This window comes from Tenacibaculum sp. Bg11-29, assembly GCF_002836595.1.
Taxonomy (GTDB): domain Bacteria; phylum Bacteroidota; class Bacteroidia; order Flavobacteriales; family Flavobacteriaceae; genus Polaribacter.
The window spans coordinates 3,405,449-3,424,348 of record NZ_PJBB01000003.1; the positions used below are offsets into that span (position 1 = coordinate 3,405,449).

At 28.4% G+C, this 18,900-nt stretch carries 18 protein-coding genes; 8 read left to right on the forward strand and 10 right to left on the reverse strand.

Going from position 1 to position 18,900, the window contains the following annotated elements; genetic code table 11:
- A complete protein-coding gene (locus CXF68_RS15515; protein WP_101046034.1) occupies nucleotides 1-294 on the forward strand; it encodes a LytTR family DNA-binding domain-containing protein in 294 nt (97 codons plus the stop codon).
- Between the two features lie 158 nt (nucleotides 295-452).
- Here the strand turns inward: CXF68_RS15515 and CXF68_RS15520 are convergent, their stop codons facing one another.
- A complete protein-coding gene (locus CXF68_RS15520) occupies nucleotides 453-1,880 on the reverse strand; it encodes an ATP-dependent RecD-like DNA helicase (protein ID WP_101046035.1) in 1,428 nt (475 codons plus the stop codon).
- 102 nt (nucleotides 1,881-1,982) lie between these two features.
- Between CXF68_RS15520 and CXF68_RS15525 the strand changes: the two genes are divergently transcribed.
- The 4 genes from CXF68_RS15525 (at nucleotide 1,983) to CXF68_RS15540 (ending at nucleotide 6,492) form a co-directional block, all read left to right on the forward strand.
- Nucleotides 1,983-2,717: a hypothetical protein gene (locus CXF68_RS15525; RefSeq protein ID WP_101046036.1), complete on the forward strand. Its 735-nt coding sequence runs from the start codon at nucleotides 1,983-1,985 to the stop codon at nucleotides 2,715-2,717.
- Entirely contained in the window at nucleotides 2,701-3,522 is an 822-nt protein-coding gene (locus CXF68_RS15530; RefSeq protein WP_101046037.1) for a DUF3822 family protein, read from the forward strand. The genes CXF68_RS15525 and CXF68_RS15530 overlap by 17 nt, the downstream gene beginning before the upstream one ends.
- Nucleotides 3,522-4,067: an RsmD family RNA methyltransferase gene (locus CXF68_RS15535; RefSeq protein ID WP_101046038.1), complete on the forward strand. Its 546-nt coding sequence runs from the start codon at nucleotides 3,522-3,524 to the stop codon at nucleotides 4,065-4,067. Before CXF68_RS15530 ends, CXF68_RS15535 begins: the two co-directional genes overlap by 1 nt.
- A 187-nt stretch (nucleotides 4,068-4,254) precedes the next feature.
- Nucleotides 4,255-6,492, forward strand: a complete 2,238-nt coding sequence (locus CXF68_RS15540; RefSeq protein WP_101046039.1) for a M1 family metallopeptidase — start codon at nucleotides 4,255-4,257, stop codon at nucleotides 6,490-6,492.
- Between the two features lie 410 nt (nucleotides 6,493-6,902).
- Here CXF68_RS15540 and CXF68_RS15545 read toward each other — a convergent pair whose 3' ends face one another.
- Both CXF68_RS15545 and CXF68_RS15550 read right to left on the reverse strand, forming a co-directional pair.
- Nucleotides 6,903-7,337, reverse strand: coding sequence for a hypothetical protein (locus CXF68_RS15545; RefSeq protein ID WP_101046040.1), 435 nt, complete (start codon nucleotides 7,335-7,337; stop codon nucleotides 6,903-6,905).
- Nucleotides 7,338-7,473: 136 nt separating this feature from the next.
- Complete coding sequence (locus CXF68_RS15550) at nucleotides 7,474-7,899, reverse strand: DUF3995 domain-containing protein (protein WP_101046041.1); 426 nt, start codon at nucleotides 7,897-7,899, stop codon at nucleotides 7,474-7,476.
- 48 nt (nucleotides 7,900-7,947) lie between these two features.
- Here CXF68_RS15550 and hutI point away from each other — a divergent pair, with 48 nt between their 5' ends.
- On the forward strand, nucleotides 7,948-9,186 hold the full coding sequence (gene hutI / locus CXF68_RS15555; protein WP_101046042.1) for an imidazolonepropionase: 1,239 nt from the start codon (nucleotides 7,948-7,950) through the stop codon (nucleotides 9,184-9,186).
- Between the two features lie 127 nt (nucleotides 9,187-9,313).
- Here hutI and priA read toward each other — a convergent pair whose 3' ends face one another.
- Together priA and CXF68_RS15565 are read right to left on the reverse strand one after the other, a co-directional pair.
- Nucleotides 9,314-11,758, reverse strand: coding sequence for a primosomal protein N' (priA, locus tag CXF68_RS15560; RefSeq protein WP_101046043.1), 2,445 nt, complete (start codon nucleotides 11,756-11,758; stop codon nucleotides 9,314-9,316).
- A gap of 11 nt (nucleotides 11,759-11,769) precedes the next feature.
- Nucleotides 11,770-12,366, reverse strand: a complete 597-nt coding sequence (locus CXF68_RS15565) for a hypothetical protein (RefSeq protein WP_198553833.1) — start codon at nucleotides 12,364-12,366, stop codon at nucleotides 11,770-11,772.
- 144 nt (nucleotides 12,367-12,510) lie between these two features.
- Here CXF68_RS15565 and CXF68_RS15570 point away from each other — a divergent pair, with 144 nt between their 5' ends.
- Nucleotides 12,511-13,365, forward strand: a complete 855-nt coding sequence (locus tag CXF68_RS15570; protein WP_101046045.1) for an alpha/beta fold hydrolase — start codon at nucleotides 12,511-12,513, stop codon at nucleotides 13,363-13,365.
- Nucleotides 13,366-13,518: 153 nt separating this feature from the next.
- Here the strand turns inward: CXF68_RS15570 and CXF68_RS15575 are convergent, their stop codons facing one another.
- From CXF68_RS15575 to CXF68_RS15585, 3 genes are read right to left on the reverse strand one after another with little or no spacing between them, the layout of a single operon-like run.
- Entirely contained in the window at nucleotides 13,519-13,737 is a 219-nt protein-coding gene (locus CXF68_RS15575; protein ID WP_101046046.1) for a VF530 family DNA-binding protein, read from the reverse strand.
- A gap of 30 nt (nucleotides 13,738-13,767) precedes the next feature.
- A complete protein-coding gene (locus CXF68_RS15580) occupies nucleotides 13,768-14,313 on the reverse strand; it encodes a TlpA disulfide reductase family protein (protein ID WP_101046047.1) in 546 nt (181 codons plus the stop codon).
- Nucleotides 14,313-15,935, reverse strand: coding sequence for an aminopeptidase P family protein (locus tag CXF68_RS15585; RefSeq protein ID WP_101046048.1), 1,623 nt, complete (start codon nucleotides 15,933-15,935; stop codon nucleotides 14,313-14,315). Before CXF68_RS15585 ends, CXF68_RS15580 begins: the two co-directional genes overlap by 1 nt.
- A 163-nt stretch (nucleotides 15,936-16,098) precedes the next feature.
- On the opposite strand from CXF68_RS15585, the gene gcvT reads away from it, so the two are divergent.
- Complete coding sequence (gcvT, locus tag CXF68_RS15590; RefSeq protein ID WP_101046049.1) at nucleotides 16,099-17,181, forward strand: glycine cleavage system aminomethyltransferase GcvT; 1,083 nt, start codon at nucleotides 16,099-16,101, stop codon at nucleotides 17,179-17,181.
- A gap of 77 nt (nucleotides 17,182-17,258) precedes the next feature.
- Here gcvT and CXF68_RS15595 read toward each other — a convergent pair whose 3' ends face one another.
- Entirely contained in the window at nucleotides 17,259-17,672 is a 414-nt protein-coding gene (locus CXF68_RS15595; protein WP_101046050.1) for a hypothetical protein, read from the reverse strand.
- Nucleotides 17,673-17,767: 95 nt separating this feature from the next.
- Entirely contained in the window at nucleotides 17,768-18,832 is a 1,065-nt protein-coding gene (locus tag CXF68_RS15600) for a hypothetical protein (RefSeq protein ID WP_101046051.1), read from the reverse strand.
- Nucleotides 18,833-18,900: the final 68 nt, after the last annotated feature.

Genomic DNA, 18,900 nt, shown 5'->3' on the forward strand with positions numbered 1-18,900 from the left:
ATGCTTGTTAAAATAAATATAAAAGACATACTATATATTAAAGTAGAAGAAAGGTATTGTGATATAGTTACAGTAAAAGAAAATTTTACAGTCCAATTATCTTTAAAACAATTTTTATTGAAAATTCCATCATCTGATTTTATAAAGGTTCATAGAAATTATATTATCAATTTCAATAAAATTGAAAAAGTTTTTTTATTAGATAATCTTATACTTTTAGAAGACAATACAAACATTACAATTAGCAGACAATACAAACAAGAGCTTGTTAATAAGTATGAAGTTTTAAGTTAAGTATCAACAAAAACTTAACTATGTTTTTCTATTTTAAAATTATGCAGACTTATTTTACAATATATGCTATATCTTTTTACAAATAACACTTAACTCTCTTTCTAAAGTTATAGCATATATTCAAACAATTTTTAACATAAAAAACATATAAGAAAAAATTATTCTAAGAAACACTCATCTTTAAATCCTATTAAATATAATTTTTCTTGAGCTCTAGTAATTGCAGTGTACAACCAACGTAAATACTCTACACTTGGACCATCTGGTAAATAAGGCTGTTCAATAAAAATAGTATTCCATTGCCCTCCTTGAGATTTATGACAAGTCATAGCATATGAAAATTTTACTTGAAGTGCATTAAAGTATTTATTCTTTTTAACCCCCATAAACTGCTTATACTTCGATTTTTCATTTGAAAAATCTTCCCTTACAGCTTCATATAACTTATTAGATTCTTCATACGTTAATGACGGACTTTCACTAGATAATGTATCTAATAACAATACTGTTTCAAAAGGATGCATATCAGGGTAATCAATCATTCTAACTTCAACTTCAGCAAATTTAAAACCATATAATTCTTTTATAGAATTAATACGCATTACTTCGCAAATATCACCATTAGCAATAAAACCAGCAGAAGAAGAATCTTTTAACCAAAAATAATTATTCTTTACAACCATAACGTAATCACCTGTAGAAATTTCATTCTCTTGTCCACGTATTGTTGTTCTAATCTGTTCGTTATATTGATTCGCTCTTTTGTTTGATCGTACAATAATAGCTGTATCTTCTACTCCAATATTTCCATCATAAGCAGTGGTAATTGCGTCTTGAATATCATAACCATCTTCTAAACGAATAATATCAGGAAAATTTACATTAAATTGAAAATCGATAATATCATTTTGTATTAACAAACGTAAATCAGTCGCATTTGCTAAAATTCCTGAATCTTGTTGCTGACGTACTACTTCATCTAATTCAATTTCAGTAACATTTTTATTAAAATCAAAAGAAAGCCTATCTGCCTCTAAAGCAGGACTAATCGTTAATTTAACAGGTGGTAATTGCGCTGTATCACCTATAAAAACAATTTTGCAATTTTTACCTGAATATACATATGAAATTAAATCATCTAATAAAGAACCATTTTCAAACAGTTTTGAATTCTGTCGTGCATCAGATATCATTGAAGCCTCATCAATTATAAATATCGTATTTACATGTTTATTTGGCTGCATTACAAAGCTTACTCCCCCATTACCTTCCTTTTTAGGAAAATAAATTTTCTTATGTATTGTAAATGCTTGTTTTTTAGAATACACTGAAATAACTTTAGCTGCACGCCCTGTCGGTGCCAATAAAACAGCTTTTTTACCAGCTTTCCACAAATTATTAACGACTGTACTTATTATAGTTGTTTTACCTGTACCCGCATATCCTTTTAATAAAAACAGTGCATCACTATTATCATCAAATATAAAATCGGTTAATTTATCTAATAACTCATTTTGCTTTTGAGTAGGCTGGTATGGAAATTTTTGAAGAATTTCTTTATAAAACTTAGGCGCTGATTCTATCATATTTCAAATAATTAACAAAGATATACCTATTTATACAGAAAAATTTTCATGATTGAAAAAAAATTGTAGATTTGCGTATATCATATATTAAAAACAAAAAAAATGAATTTATTATTAATGATTTTAGCGGCTGTAGTAGTTGCAATTCTTTTAGCAATACTAATTGTTAAGTTTATACCACTAAAAATGAGATGGTTAATATCTATCTTGCTTTTAGGAGCCACTGTATTTTTAGTATATAAAATTTACGGAGGGATTATGGAACCTATCCATTTCGCTAAAGACAAACAAGTACGATATGCTAAGGTTATTAAGAATTTAAAATTAATTCGTGATGCTGAAGTTAAATATAAAGAGGTTTATAGAACGTATACGGATAACAAAGACTCTTTAATAAACTTTATTGAAAACGGTAAATTAGCATTAATTGAAACTAGTAATGTTGAAGAAAAAGTAGATAAAGGTGGTGGTATTTTCGTTACCATTTCTAAAAAGAAAGTTGATACTACTGGTTTTGAACCTGTATCAAAATACTTTGAAGGTAAGGATTATAAAGGAATGTTTAGTGTTCCTGGTACTGACAAGCAATTCGAATTAGCTATAGATAAAGTAGAAAAAGTAGCTGGTTTATTAGTTCCTGTTTTTGAAGCTAAAGCTGATAAAACTTCTATTTTAAAAGGAATGAGTACTTCTTTAGTAAAACAAGAATTAGAAGCTTTAGAAACGGATCAAATTAAAGGTGCATTTGTTTCTGTAGGTTCTTTAATTGAAGTAACAACTGGTGGAAACTGGCCTCCTTCTTACGATAAAGCTCAAGCAATTGCTAAAAAAGAGTAAAAAAATCAGCGTTATTGCGCAAAATAAAAATCTATCCATCCAATTTAGTTTGGGTGGATTTTCTTTTTGTATCTCTAATTCTGATACAAAAGAAATAATCGTATTTACAGAGTATTTTTTTGAAAAAGAACTAGACTCTCCTCAATTATTACTCCAAAAAATTATAACTATTTTTGGTGATGATAAAGATTTACAACAAGAATTTACGTCAATATTTGCTGTTCATCAAAATAATTTATCTACACTCGTACCAAACGAATATTTTGACAGAAGTAATTTAGATGCTTATTTAAAATATACCATTAAAACATTAACAACAGATTTTATTACTTATGATTCTTTAGAAACAATAAATGCGAGTACAGTATATATTCCTTATGTAAATATTAATAATTATTTGTTTCAGAACTTTGGAGAGTTTGAATTTAAACACCATTCATCTATTTTAATAGACAAACTTTTAATTTTTTCAAAAGGAAATGCAGAATCACAATTTTATATTAATGTAGCTTCAAATCAATTAGATATTGTTGTATGTAAACAAGATAGTTTAATTTTTTACAATTCATTTTCTTATACAACAAAAGAAGATTTTATTTATTATATTCTATTCACTGCCGAACAATTGCAAATGAATCCGAATGAATTTCAATTAACTTTTATTGGAAATATTAACAAAGAATCTGAACTTTATACTATAACCTACAATTACATACGTAACATTTGTTTTTTTAAACCTATCTTAAACTTTTTTACAGATAGTGAAGAGTTTTTAAATCATTCTAACTTTATTTTAGTATCCTAATGAGAATTATTTCAGGAAAACATAAAAGCAGGCGCCTTTCTGCACCAAAGAAATTACCCGTACGACCAACAACAGATATGGCAAAAGAATCGCTATTTAATATTTTAAATAACGATTATTATTTTGATAGTATTGCTGTCTTAGACTTATTTGCAGGAACAGGTAACATCAGTTACGAATTTGCTTCTAGAGGAACCTTAACAGTACATGCTGTTGATGCCCATTTTGGATGTATAAAATTTATAAACGAAACAGCTAAAGACCTTGATTTAGATATTAACACTTATAAAAGTGACGTATATAAGTTTTTAGAAAAAACATCTTTAAAATCAGATGTTATTTTTGCTGACCCTCCTTATGATTTTGATGAAGCTCAATTTTTAAAAATTGCTGATCTTGTTTTTGAACGTGAACTTCTAAACGAAGAAGGTACTTTAATCATAGAACATTCTAAACATACTGATTTAACAAAACACCCAAACCATAGTTATGATAAACGCTATGGTGGTAATGTATTTAGTTTTTTCAGTTTAGAAACAACATAAATTCATATATTTTCGACACGCAAAATAAAATTAATAGATTAAATGAAGTAATATACTATTGCTTCATTTTTTCTTTTTATATATAATCATTTTAATTGATTTTGTTAAAGTTTTAATAAAACATCTTTTCTACTAATCAAAATTCAGTAACTTTCCGCTTATTTTTAAAAATAATCAAAAACAGAAAATGAAAAAATATTCTACATTACTATTTTCAGCTCTTTTTGTATCCGCTTCAATATTTGCGCAAGAAACAATTAAAAAGGAGCCACAAAAAGGTCATACAGATCAAAACAAATTTCGTCAATTGAAAGATGTTTTAGCTACACCTAATGACCAACGTACAGCTTCTGGCGCTCCTGGACATGCATATACACAACAAAAGGTTGACTATGTAATGGATTTACGTTTAGATGAATCTTCAAATAAATTGTATGGAGATGAAACTATTACTTACCATAATAATTCTAGAGATCAATTAGACTATTTATGGGTTCAACTAGATCAGAACATGCGTGCTCCTGACTCTAAAACACCATTAGCAGAATCTAAAAGTGCCAATGGTTTTATGACTCCAGAAAAGTTTATTTCTGAAAACATGGATAAACCAAAAGATTTTGGTTATAAAATAGAAGCTGTAAAAAATGCAGATGGTGTCGATTTATCATATACTATTAATCATACGATGATGCGTATTAATTTACCAAAAGCATTAGCTTCTGGTGAAGTTTTTAAATTTAAAATAAAATGGAATTATTTAATCAATAATTCTGTTAAAGATGGAGGTCGTTCTGGCTTTGAATCATTTCCTGATGGAAACAAAAACTATACTATCGCTCAATTTTTTCCTCGTTTAGCTGTTTACAACAATGTTGAAGGATGGCAAAATATGCAATTTTGGGGTCGTAGTGAATGGGCTTTAGAATTTGGTGATTATGATGTAAAACTAACTGTACCTGCCGACCATATTGTAGATGCTACTGGTGAATTACAAAATGAGAAAGATGTATTAACTAAAGAGCAACGTAATCGTTGGGAAAAAGCTAGAAAATCATATAAAAACCCTGTTTTTATTGTTACTCAAAAAGAAGCTGAAGCTAACGAAAAGAAAAGAAGTACTAAAACTAAAACATGGCACTTTAAAGCAAATAACGTACGTGATTACGCATTTGCTTCATCTAGAAAATATATATGGGATGCTATGGCAGTAAAAATTAATGGTAAAAACATTATGGCTGTTTCATTATATCCTAAAGAAGGAAACCCTTTATGGGAAGAACATTCTACAAGAGTCGTTGCTAATACTTTAGAAGAATATTCTAAAATGACTTTTGATTATCCTTATTCAAAAGCGATTTCTGTACACGCAAAAGATCAAGGAATGGAATATCCTATGATTTGTTTTAACTATGGTCGCCCTAATGCAGATGGTACCTATTCTGATAGAGTTAAGAACGGAATGATTGGAGTAATTACTCATGAAGTAGGTCATAATTTTTTTCCTATGATTGTAAATTCTGATGAACGTCAATGGACATGGATGGACGAAGGTTTAAACTCTTTTGTTGAGATTTTAGCAGAATTAGATTATGATCCAAAATTCAATACAGGTAATTTGCCAAAAGATATTGTTCGTTATATGAGTTTAGATCAAAAAAGATTAACTCCAATTATGGCGCAAGGTGATTATGTAAAAAACTTCGGGCCTAATGCATATACAAAACCAGCAGCTGGTTTATATATGTTACGTCAAACAATTATGGGACCTGAATTATTCGATTATGCTTTTAGAACTTACGCAAAAAGATGGATGTTTAAGCACCCTACTCCTGCTGATTTCTTTAGAACAATGGAAGATGCTTCTGGAATGGATTTAGATTGGTTCTGGAGAGGTTGGTTCTATTCTACTGATTATTCTGACATTGGTCTTAAAGAGGTAAAAACACTTTACGTAACAGATAAACAAACTGATAGAGTGAAAGAGTTAATAAAAACAAACCCACGTGCAAAAGCTTATTTTGAATCATTAGGTGATTTAGTTTTCTTAACAGATAAAAAAGAAGATGCAAATACAGATAAAGTAAAAAGCTATATTAATTCTTTATCAGCTGACAAAAAAGCTACTTTAAAAGTGTTGCCTAAATATATCTATCAAGTTGAATTTGAAAAACCAGGAGGTTTGCCAATGCCACTTATAGTTGAATTAACATATACTGACGGTAGTAAGAAACGTGATATTTTTCCTGCACAAATTTGGATGAAAAATGATAAAAAAGTGTACAGAGTTTTTACTTCTGATAAAGAGGTAAAAAGTATTGTAGTTGATCCTGATTTAGAAACAGCTGATATTGATACTTCAAATAACAGTTGGCCAAAGAAAACAAATAGTAAGTTTGATAAATTTAAAGGTAAAGTTAAAAACTAATATTTTTTTCTTATATATACAAAAACCCGCTTTTAAAGCGGGTTTTTTATTTATCAATATGTTTCGTTCTAAAATAGCGTTATACCAAATAATATAAAATGAGTTTAAATTGAATAGAATATACAAGTAAGTAATATTATGATTTAAATGGCTTTTAATATAGAAATTACAGTAATAAACCAATTCTATTATTAATCCTATTTTATTAAAGGATATTCAGTCATAATAAGTGCCAATAGCTTTAAAAACAATATTATATTTGGTATAAATAATAGCATCTTATCAAGATGTAATTATATAAATAATTACGATACTCTTTTATCAAATAAAAAAGGTAGTGATTTGTATATCACTACCTTTTTTTATTTGTTAATTTGTAATGCTATTGTCAAAATAGCACAATACTTTATTTACTTTCTAAATAACTTATTAACCTCGTCTAAAGTTAATAATCTAGATTCGGTAAGAACATCTGGTTCACGGCTTACATATTGTTCTATTTGCAATTTAATTATACCATCTTCTCTTTCATACTTTAAATAAACCACATCTCCATTTGCTTTTATTTGGTATTTACTTCCTGCAGCTTCATCAAAACCTCTAACCATAATTCCGTGTAGCTTATCTGCATCATTATCAAGGTTTTTAAAAGTAAAAGACACATATTCATTTATCGGATTATTAATGTTTTTATAAAATAAATTATAAGCTTCATCACCTATTTTCTCCAAGTAAACAAATTCTACTCGCCCAACAATTTCAACTTTTGCTGTTTCAATGAATTCAATTTGAGAATACGATACAAGTGAAAAAAATAATGCTGCTAAAAAAAATAGTTTCTTCATAAATTTAAGGGTTTAAAAGTTTGATATAAATGTATTTAATTATAATTAGAAATTATAACGTTTTAAAATAAAAAAAATTATAGTTCAAATATAAACTTATATGAGCAATTTATTTAAAATATCATTCATTGAATGGTTACATATACAAAATTACTACACTTATTATACTTAAAAACAGACATAAAGGAGAGAAATACTTTGTATCATTTTTAGCAAACAACGTACCTTTTGTTTTCTTAAAAAAACCAACATATTTAAAATCGCCAATGGCCCTTAAAAAGAAAACTATTCCTATTATATACAACCCTGTATTAATAATCGAATTGGGTACAAAATGAACAGTTACAATTTTTGCTTTTACGGCATATAAAATTGCTGCAAACGCTAATAAAAATGCAACAATAATAGTAATTATTTTACTAGGTTTTAATTTCAAATTATTTTCTTCATCAGTTGGCAAAACCGCTTTATATCCCCATTTTACCCCAGCTGACCATAAAAAATGAATTACTGATAAAAATATAAGTATAAAAAAAGCTATCCAACCTAAAAAATAAACCATCTTTTATAGTTTTTACGTAGTTTTGTGTTACAAATTTAAGAAAACAACATGACAACTTTATTAATAAATATCAAGGAATTAATACAAGTAAGAGAAATTTCAGTAAAAAAGGTTTCAGGGAAAGAAATGAATATTCTACCTACTATAAAGAATGCTTTTCTATTAATTGAAAATGATATAATTATTGATTTTGGTACTATGAATAATTTATCTGTTTCTTCTGATAATATTATTGATTGTACAGGTAAAATGATTCTTCCTACTTGGTGTGATTCACATACACACATTGTATATGCAGGAAATAGAGAACAAGAATTTGTTGATAGAATTAACGGATTAACCTATGAAGAAATTGCGAATAACGGAGGTGGAATTCTAAATTCAGCAAAAAAACTACAAGAAACATCAGAAGATGATTTATACAACCAATCAGCTGTTCGTTTAGAAGAGGTTATGAAACTTGGTACTGGTGCTGTAGAAATTAAATCGGGTTATGGTTTAACTGTTAATGCTGAATTAAAAATGTTACGTGTTATAAAAAAATTACGCGATAACTATAAATTACCAATCAAAGCTACTTTTTTAGGAGCACATGCTTTTCCTAAAGAATATAAAGATAATAAAGAGGGATATATTAATTTAATTATTAATGAAATGTTACCTAAAATAGCTGAAGAAAAATTAGCTGACTTTATTGATGCTTTTTGTGAAACAGGTTATTTTTCAGTTAAAGATACCGATCGAATTTTAGAAGCAGGAAAAAAACATGGATTAACACCCAAAGTACATGTAAATCAATTTACAACAATTGGTGGAGTTCAAGTAAGTGTAAAACATGATGCTTTATCTGTAGATCATTTAGAGATAATGAATTCTGATGATATTGATGCTTTAAAAGGTACTAGAACAATGCCAGTTGCTCTGCCATCTTGTTCTTATTTTTTAAGTATACCATATACGCCTGCAAGAGCTATTATTTCAGCAGGCTTACCATTAGCTTTAGCTACTGATTTTAACCCTGGATCTACTCCTTCTGGAAATATGAATTTTGTAGTTGCTACTGCTTGTATTAAAATGAACATGACACCTGAAGAAGCTATTAATGCTGCAACTATAAACGGAGCTTATGCAATGAACTTAGCAGATGAAGTTGGTAGTATTACCAAAGGTAAAAAAGCAAACTTTATTATTACAAAAGAAATTTTAAGTTATGGCGCAATACCTTATAACTTTGGTTCGGTATTAATTGATTCTATTTTTATTAATGGAAAAGAAATAGACAAATAATCTAATATATATTTAAGACTAAAAGATAAAAAATGATTTTATGTTTGTTTTAAAAAAAATATAAAAATTAAATAAGCCCTAACAAGGGCTTGTTTTTTAGTTAAAATTTTTAACTAAAAATCCATTTTTAATAAGCATCTACATCAATAATAAAACGGATAGGTCTAAAATCTTTAACCGCTTCAAAAGTGTTTTTAACTTTAAGTACTTGTTCTTTCGTTTTCCCTAACGATTGTTTTGGCGGAATTTTAATTACCAAATTTTTAATATATAAATTTCGAACACGAGAAACGGCTGGTGCTGTTGGCCCTAGTACATTATCTTTAAAAACGTTTTGTAACGCTTTTGTTAACCAGTTTATACCACTATCTACTCTTGCATAATCTTTATGCTTTAGCGTAATTTTAATTACTTTATAATATGGTGGATATTGAAACTGCCAGCGATCTTGTAACTGTTCTTTATACATTTCTGCATAGTTTGTTGTAGAAACTTGTTGCAAAATTTGATGGTACGGGTTAAATGTTTGTATGGCTACTTTACCTTGTTTTTTAGTACGTCCTGCCCTACCCGATACTTGTACCATCAATTGATATGCACGTTCATGTGCTCTAAAATCAGGGAAATTTAACATTGAGTCGGCATTTAAAACACCTACTAATGATACGTTTTCAAAATCTAATCCTTTAGATAACATTTGTGTACCTACCAAAACATCAATTTCTTGTGCTTCAAAAGCGCCTATTATTTTTTGATATCCATATTTACCACGAGTCGTATCTAAATCCATTCTTCCGATATTATGCTTCGGGAACAATTCTTTTAATTCTAATTCTATCTGTTCTGTACCAAAACCTTTAGTATCGAGTGTTGCGCTTCCACAAGCTCCGCAACTATTAGGCATTGATCTTTGATAATGACAATAATGGCATTTTAATTCTCTTCTAAATTTATGAAAAGTTAAACTCACATCACAATTGGGGCATTGTGGAGAAACACCACAAGTTGTACATTCAACTACCGGAGAAAAACCACGACGATTTTGGAATAAAATTACTTGCTCTTTTTGTTCTAAAGCTTCATTTATCATTAATAACAAACGATCAGAAAAGAGTCCTTTCATCTCCTTTTTTCGATGTTTTTCTTTCACATCAATCAACTCAATTTTTGGTAATTGAATATTCCCAAAACGTTTTGTTAATTCTACAAAACCATATTTATTTTGTTTTGCATTAAAATAGCTTTCTAATGATGGAGTTGCTGAACCTAGTAACACTTTAGCCTTATGTAAATGCCCTAAAACTACCGCTGCATCACGTGCATTGTACCTTGGTGAAGGCTCAAACTGTTTGTAAGACGTTTCATGTTCTTCATCAACCACAATCAAACCTAAGTTTGAAAATGGTAAAAATCCTGATGAACGAGCTCCTAAAATAATTTGCGCTTTCGGTTTATTTTCTAATACGTTATTCCACACTTCAACACGTTCATTCATTGAATATTTTGAGTGAAATACCGATATAAAGTTTCCGAAATAACGTTGTAAACGGGTAATTATTTGTGTTGTTAAGGCTATTTCTGGTAATAAAAATAATACTTGTTTTCCTTCAGCAATAACCTCTTTAATTAATTTTACATAAATTTCTGTTTTACCAGAACCAGTAACCCCATGAAGTAAAGTTACATTTTGGGTTTCAAAAGTAGTTTTTATCTCTTTAAAAGACTGTTGCTGAAACTCATTCAATTCTTTTATTTGATTCGTTTCACCTTTAAAATTAATTCTATCTGTTTGTATTTGATAAAGCTCAAAAATATCTTTGTCAACCAACGCTTTTATTACTGCTGAAGAAGCGCCTGATTTATCTTCTAATTCTTTTGCTTTTATAGGCTTTTTAGAAGCTGCTAATTGAAAATATGCAAGTACTGCTTCTCGTTGTTTTTTAGCTCTAGAAAGCGCTTCTAATAATCCTTGGAGTGCTTCATTAGATTCATATGTTGCATTTAAACGAACATACTTTACCAATTTTGGTTTGTAAGTTTCGTAAATTTCTTCTTTAATAAAAGCTGCTTCTTTGTTTATTAAACCATCAATAATAGGTAACACCGTTTTCTTTCCTAAAATATCTGATACTTGGTGAATGGTTATTTGAGAATGGTTATGTAACGCTTCAAATATTAAAAATTCTTCGTCGGTTAAAGTAGTTTCATCTGTAAAAGTCTCATTTTTATAGATAATCGTTTCACTTTCTAATAAAAAAGCGGATGGTAATGCCGCTCTATATACATCACCTAAAGAACACATATAATAGCTAGAAATCCATTCCCAATGTTTTAATTGACGCTCAGCTACAATAGGTTTTTCATCTAAAATTTGATGAATATCTTTCGCTTTGTATAATTCTGGAGCATTTTGATGAATATTAAACACCAACGCTGTATAAATTTTACTTTTACCGAAAGAAACAGCAACACGCATTCCTTTTTTAAGGAATGAATATTCTGCTTCGTTTACAGCGTATGTAAACGTTTTTTGCAGTGGAATGGGTAATATGACGTCGATGAAATATATCATTATTCTACTATTTATAAAGGTGCTGGTGGAGGTGGTAGTTTTGGAAATATAAAATTTTCAAAAGGCTTATAATCGGTTAGCAATAATATTTGTAGTGGATATTCATTTTTTAAAGAATCTATATTCTGTTTTTGAAACTTTTTGATAAAATTAAAATATGATATTGAAATTGTATCTAAGCTGTTAGATAATTTTTCTGTTGACTTTTTTGTTAAATCATGATAGTCAAGATAAATTATACACTTATCAGGGCTATCCGCATACTCTAGTTTTTTACCTCTATTTAAAAATTGTTTATTTAATAATTCACTAAAATTAGTAACCTCAAGTACTCTACTCAAATCATAGTTATGATTAAAATATGTTGTGTCACGTTTAAAATTATATTTTATATCAATTATATTTTTCGATTTGGGACAAAAAGTTAAACTTCTACAAAAAACAACAAAAAACAAGTTGATAGGCAAGTCATTTAGATTTGTTCTAATAAATTGATTCTTATATTCTATCTCTTTACAATATTTATTATTCCTTATTTTTTCAATTGTATCAATTGAAAAAACAAAAGTAGAATCCGTATTTTTTTGAGTAGGAAAAACGTCTTTCATTGTTAAAACTCTTTCTTTTGGAGTTTTGACACAAGAAACTATCAGTAATAGTAAGATAGGTATTATATACGTTTTTAACTTTTTCATCTAATATCAAAACTACACAAAAATCACTACATTGTAAATAGATAAACCACTATATTTATGAAGTCATTAGAATGGAAATCGAAAGGAGTATTTATTAAAATTAATAAGCATACTCTTTTTGTTATTGATGAAGGAAATTCTGAAAACACCTTGGTTATTTTACACGGATATCCTACTTCTTCATTTGACTATTATAAAGCCCTACCCTATTTAGCTAAAAAATACCGAGTAATTATTCATGATCATTTAGGTTTTGGTTTTTCTGACAAGCCTTTAGACTATTCTTACTCTTTAATTGAACAAGCCGATATGGCTTTACTTTTATGGAAAAAATTAGCACTACAAAACGTAACATTATTGGCGCACGATTATGGTACAAGTGTTGCTACTGAAATTATTGCAAGACATAATCAGAATCAGTTAAATATTAATATCGAAAAACTGATTCTTAGCAACGGAAGTATGCACATTGAATTAGCTAAATTGAGAACTATTCAAAAATTATTAAAGAATAAAATTACAGGAAAATGGGTTGCTAAATTGGCAAATCAAGCAATTTTCAATAGAAATATCCAAAATATTTATTTTGATGCATCAAAAATATCACAAGAAGAACTTAATGAAATGTGGTTTCAAATTAATTACAACAACGGAAGAAATGTTATTCATTTATTAAGTAATTATATAAACGAACGTTACTTCTTTTGGTATCGTTGGATTGGTGCTTTAACACAAACTAAAATTGAAACTAACATTATTTGGGCTACTCACGACCCCATTGCTGTAAAAGCCATCGCCGAACAATTGCATAAAGAAATACCGAATAACGAATTGCATTGGTTAGAAAGCACAGGACATTTCCCGATGTTAGAAAAGCCGAAAGAATGGAGTGAATTGGTGTTAAAAGAATAAGTTTTTTTATATTTTTAAAAATATAAAATGTGTCATTCTGAACTTGTTTCAGAATCACATAATACTATAAATGAGTAAATAAGATGAGCCCCTGAAATGAATTCAGGGTGACGAGATAATCATTTGACAGAAAACGGATATACATTATAAGTTTTAACTTATAAATTTTAAATACAACGCTTCTAATTTTGTTCTAGCCCAAGGTGTTGTTCTTAAAAACTTTAAACCTGATTTATAGGTCGGGTTATTTTTAAAAGCATTAATCTTTAAAATTTCACCTAATTCTTCCCAACCATATTCTAAATACAATTCTTCTAGCATGGTTGCTAACTTTATTCCGTGAAGTGGGTTATTTGGTTGTTCTTGGCTCATATTTTATTTAAAACAGCAAAAATAAAGCTTCTACTTGATTAATTCATCTAATAATGCTCTAACTTTCGTACTATTCCAATCTGCTGCCCCTTTTTTCTGCATAACAATAGCACCTTTCTTATCTAAAATAAAAGTAGCAGGTATCGATTTACTTTTTAATTGAGTTGGTATGTTGCTTGTTGTATTATAAGTAGGCAAATCATAACTGTTCTTTTTATAAAAATTACCAATCGTTTTCCAATTTTCATTACTTACAAAAATAAATGCTATACGATCTTTATAATCATCATATAAACGTTGAATACTTGGCATTTCTGCTCTACAAGGCGGACACCATGTTGCCCAAAAATTCACAAAAACTACTTTTCCTTTTGTCTTATTAAAATCAATACTTTCAGTATTTAAACCTTGTAAGTTCCAATCATATTTTTTTAATTCTTCTCTTTCTTCAACCTTAATTGTACTAGGTGAAAAAGAGATTAATCGAATAAAATAAACTTTGGTAGGCGGGTATATTAACAAACCTATTATAACTATAAATACAATATTTGATATCGTTTTTCTTGTAAATTTCATTAATCTAAATTAGGTAATACAAAATCGTCTAATACACTTTTCTTAGCCATCATTTTCTCAATAGCAATCACTGTTCTTGGTGCTTCGTTTGATAAATTAAACGGAGCTCCATCGGTAATTAAAATATCATCTTCAATGCGAACTGCAATTCCCCACCATTTTTTATCACAATTACTTCCTTCAGGAATATAAATACCTGGTTCTACAGTAATAACCATGTTTTTCTGAAACTTACCATAAGTCCCTGGATCATGTACATCTAACCCAATATGGTGTGAAGTACCATGAGGAAAGTATTTGTGTTCTTCATCTAATGTTTTAATAATCCCTAAATCTAACAATCCTTGGTTAATTACTTTTTTAGTAGCTTGTCCTGGTGCCCAAAACATATTTTCGATAGTACATACCTTTATACCTTCATTTTGCGCTTTTAACACAATTTCATAAATCGCTTTTTGTGCTGGAGAAAATTTACCATTAGCAGGAATTGTACGTGTTACATCGGCAGTATACCCTCTATATTCAGCTCCTAAATCCATTAATACTAACTCATCATTTACTTTGGTTTTATTGTTTTCTATATAATGTAAAATACAACCATTATTTCCTGCTCCTACTATTGATGGATACCCTTCATATTCAGCCCCATATTTTTTATATACAAACTCATGAATTCCTTGAATTTCTGTTTCAGACATCTCAGATTTCATTGCTTTCATCATTTCTACTTGACCAATTGCTGAAATACGAATTGCTTTGGTTAATAATTTTAACTCTTCGGCTGTTTTAACCTCACGCATTTCTGCTAATTTTAATGATAAAAAAGTTAAATCTATATTCGACTCTCCCGTAAGCTTTACTACTACTTTTTCTTTTATTTCTTTTTTAAGATTATCACTTGTAGCATTCTTATAATCCATTAATAACTTATCCTCTTTTAAACTTGGATAATATGTAATTGCTTTGCCTATAACCTGAGCTACATTTGCTGTATTTTCTATTGGCGTAGATTTTATAAGCTCATATACATATTTTTTTTCCTTTGATAAAAATGATGATGGATTGTAATCTGATTGGTTTTTAAATTCTTTTACTAAATCATAAACTTCTGCTGTGTTTCTTTCTGAATTTCTATAATCATCTTTAAATTTATCAATAAAAATTTTATCGAATTTTTTAAAATTTAATTTATCAGAAATAAAATCTTCCGCATTTTTAGCAACTTTAAAACCTAACTCAGCTTTTGCTCCTTCAATACCTAAACGCTTTCCATTCCACATTTCTGCTCTTGGATCGTTTTTTTGAACATATAAAACTTCATTATATGAAGTACCTGAACTATCTTTTTGATTGTCTGAAAACAATACTAAAACTGCATTTGGTTCTCTATAGCCTGTTAAATAATAAAAACTAGGATCTTGATGAAAAATATAGTCAACATCGTTCGATCTATTTCTTATAGAATTCGCAAAAAGTACTGCTACTGAATTTTCAGGCATTTTAGCTCGTAAAAGATCCCTTCTATTTTTATGAAAATCTGCTGATAAATAATCAGTTGGTGTTTGTGCTATAGCTGTATTTAATATTGATAACAAGCAAACTAATAGTGTTTTTTTTAACATTTCATTGTTTTTACAGATACTCAAATGTAATATTCTTAAAGTGTAACAAGAAAATATTAACATAACATTAGGTAATAATCTATTAAAATATTAAACATATTCAAGCTAATTGTTTGTCTTTTTTTCAATATTTTAGCAATACTTTTAAACAAACAATTTTAAAATGAAAAATACTGCATTAACACATATTCACGAAGCTTTAGGTGCTAAATTAGTTCCTTTTGCTGGTTATAACATGCCTGTACAATATGAAGGTATAAATATAGAACACGAAACCGTTAGAAAAGGAGTTGGTGTTTTTGATGTAAGTCATATGGGTGAGTTTTTCTTAAAAGGAGAAAACGCATTGGCTTTAATTCAAAAAATTGCTACAAACGACGCTTCTAAATTAATCCCCGGTAAGGCGCAGTATAGTTGTATGCCTAATGCTGATGGTGGAATCGTAGATGATTTAATCATTTATATGATTGCCGAAAATGAGTATATGTTAGTTGTAAATGCTTCTAATATAGAAAAAGATTGGAATTGGATTTCTAAGCACAATGATTTAAAAGTAGAAATGGAAGATCGTTCTGACGATTGGTCTTTATTAGCTATTCAAGGGCCAAAAGCTGTTGAAGCAATGCAATCGTTAACCTCTGTTAACTTATCTACAATTAAGTTTTATACATTTGAAATTACTGATTTTGCAGGAATACCAAACGTTGTTGTTTCTGCTACTGGTTACACAGGTTCTGGTGGTTTTGAAATATATGTAAAAAACAAAGATGTTGAAGCTCTTTGGAAAAAAGTTTTTGAAGCAGGTGCTGATTGGGGAATTAAACCTATCGGTTTAGCTGCTCGTGATACATTACGTTTAGAAATGGGGTATTGTTTATATGGTAATGATATTGACGATACTACTTCTCCTCTAGAAGCTGGTTTAGGTTGGATTACTAAGTTTACTAAAGACTTTGTAAATGCTGAAGCGTTAAAAGCTCAAAAAGAAGCTGGTGTTACTAAAAAATTAGTCGCTTTCGAATTAACAGAACGTGGTATACCTCGTCATGATTATGAAATAGTTGATGCTGAAGGAACTGTAATTGGTCGTGTTACTTCTGGAACGATGAGTCCATCTTTAGGTAAAGGTATTGGTTTAGGATATGTTACTAAAGAAAACTCTAAAGTAGCTTCTGAAATTTTTATTCAAGTTCGTAAAAAACAAATACCTGCAAAGGTTGTTAAATTACCTTTTTATAAAGGATAATTAAATATTTTATAAATAAAAAAGCAACTCGTATGAGTTGCTTTTTTATTATAACATAATAAATAAGTTAACGGTTTTTATTTCTTTAAAACAACACCTCTTCCTCCATACATATGAATTGCTAAAGCACTAAACTCCTCTTGAACAGTTGCTGTTTTAATCGTATAACGTTTAGAAATTTCTTTTAAAGCTTTCTTTGTTTTTGAGTTTTTATTCATCGCTATTCCAGCCATTATTAAAATAGCTAATACTATAATTGCGATAATTGATATTTCAATATTTTTTATATTTTTATATGTACTATAGCTGTAACTATTTCCTGCTATAAAAACATTATGTATTAAAAAAAGAACTCCAACAAGTAAGAAAGGTAGTTTTACATAGCTTTCCATGGCAGCAGATTCTCCATATAATTTTAAAGGGATTTGAAGTTTCTCTTTAGGTACTTTTTCTATAATTTCAAATGTTACTTTTTCATCTGTAGCTTCCATATATCGTTTTTTAAATAAGAATTATTAAATCTTATACTCCTCTTTTTTAAATTATATAATTTAGCCAAATTACAAACTTTTTATAAATGTAGTACTTACTTTTTAGGTTTTATAATATATAAACCTTTGCTTCCGCTTGCGCCTATATTTGTAGGGTAAAAGAGTTTTAAAAAACTTACTTTAGATTTATTTGTATACCTTTTTGGCAAAACATAATAAGACAAATAATTTTTTGGACTAGATAAAAACCCAACACTTTTAATCCCTTTTTCTTTAAACTTAAACACTTCTTTATTTATTTCTAATTTAAGGTAAGAGGTTCCTATAAATGATACTGGTATACTTGTATAAGCAATTGTTCCGTAAGTATTATCTTTGTGATAAAATGAAGTTTTTATTTCTTTATATTTAGGATATTCTAAATTCATTTCATCCGTAAGAATAACAGGATCTGGTACAGAAGAGAATCCTTCATTCCCTGACGATCGTGTTGAGTATACATTATCTACAGTGTTTTTAAGAAATAGTAATTTTTTAAATTTTTCAGGATACTTTTTAACTATTTCTCCAGTTGGGTAAAAGTTTATTCCGCTAGATTTAAATCGTGATATATAAATACCTAACCATTCATTTTCTATTTTTAAATAGACTTTATAATTCTTAGTATTGAATGCATAGACTACATGACTTGCTTTGTTATAATACGTTTCCATCAACTTAAAGAACCCTTCTTTATTTAATTCTTTATTTGAGAAGTCTATTATTTTATTAAGCGGTGTTACTTTAATTTTTTCTTGTGTTAAATCATATATTTCGGAGTCTGTAAAAACATAAGAACCAAAATTAGCGTAACTAACATTACCTAATCTATCAATTTTAAATTGCTCTTCCCCTACATTATTAATTTTTGTTATTTTCTCATCTCCATAAACAATAAAATAATTCCCTATTTCATCATAGCCTATCAAATTATAGCCGTTTTCTGATATTCTTTCTATTTTAAAATTTTCACTGTTTACTCCATCTTTTAAATAATTGTAATTTTCATATTCTTTTTTCTTAAATAGTGATGCTGAAGTAATATTTATTGGAGTACATTTTTGAATAAAAACCAGAAGTAAAAAGCATCCTAAAATCATTTTCTTATTTTTTTTTGTCATTATTCTTTAAATTAAGTATAATATATATACTTTAATTGTTTACAATGTTATTTTTAAAAGGCAAACTA

Coding starts and splice junctions, on each gene's coding strand:
- CXF68_RS15515 (WP_101046034.1), top strand. CDS start 1: ATGCTTGTTAAAATAAATATAAAAGACATACTATATATTAAAGTAGAA.
- CXF68_RS15520 (WP_101046035.1), bottom strand. CDS start 1,880: ATGATAGAATCAGCGCCTAAGTTTTATAAAGAAATTCTTCAAAAATTT.
- CXF68_RS15525 (WP_101046036.1), top strand. CDS start 1,983: ATGAATTTATTATTAATGATTTTAGCGGCTGTAGTAGTTGCAATTCTT.
- CXF68_RS15535 (WP_101046038.1), top strand. CDS start 3,522: ATGAGAATTATTTCAGGAAAACATAAAAGCAGGCGCCTTTCTGCACCA.
- CXF68_RS15540 (WP_101046039.1), top strand. CDS start 4,255: ATGAAAAAATATTCTACATTACTATTTTCAGCTCTTTTTGTATCCGCT.
- CXF68_RS15545 (WP_101046040.1), bottom strand. CDS start 7,337: ATGAAGAAACTATTTTTTTTAGCAGCATTATTTTTTTCACTTGTATCG.
- CXF68_RS15550 (WP_101046041.1), bottom strand. CDS start 7,899: ATGGTTTATTTTTTAGGTTGGATAGCTTTTTTTATACTTATATTTTTA.
- hutI (WP_101046042.1), top strand. CDS start 7,948: ATGACAACTTTATTAATAAATATCAAGGAATTAATACAAGTAAGAGAA.
- priA (WP_101046043.1), bottom strand. CDS start 11,758: ATGATATATTTCATCGACGTCATATTACCCATTCCACTGCAAAAAACG.
- CXF68_RS15565 (WP_198553833.1), bottom strand. CDS start 12,366: ATGAAAGACGTTTTTCCTACTCAAAAAAATACGGATTCTACTTTTGTT.
- CXF68_RS15570 (WP_101046045.1), top strand. CDS start 12,511: ATGAAGTCATTAGAATGGAAATCGAAAGGAGTATTTATTAAAATTAAT.
- CXF68_RS15575 (WP_101046046.1), bottom strand. CDS start 13,737: ATGAGCCAAGAACAACCAAATAACCCACTTCACGGAATAAAGTTAGCA.
- CXF68_RS15580 (WP_101046047.1), bottom strand. CDS start 14,313: ATGAAATTTACAAGAAAAACGATATCAAATATTGTATTTATAGTTATA.
- CXF68_RS15585 (WP_101046048.1), bottom strand. CDS start 15,935: ATGTTAAAAAAAACACTATTAGTTTGCTTGTTATCAATATTAAATACA.
- gcvT (WP_101046049.1), top strand. CDS start 16,099: ATGAAAAATACTGCATTAACACATATTCACGAAGCTTTAGGTGCTAAA.
- CXF68_RS15595 (WP_101046050.1), bottom strand. CDS start 17,672: ATGGAAGCTACAGATGAAAAAGTAACATTTGAAATTATAGAAAAAGTA.
- CXF68_RS15600 (WP_101046051.1), bottom strand. CDS start 18,832: ATGACAAAAAAAAATAAGAAAATGATTTTAGGATGCTTTTTACTTCTG.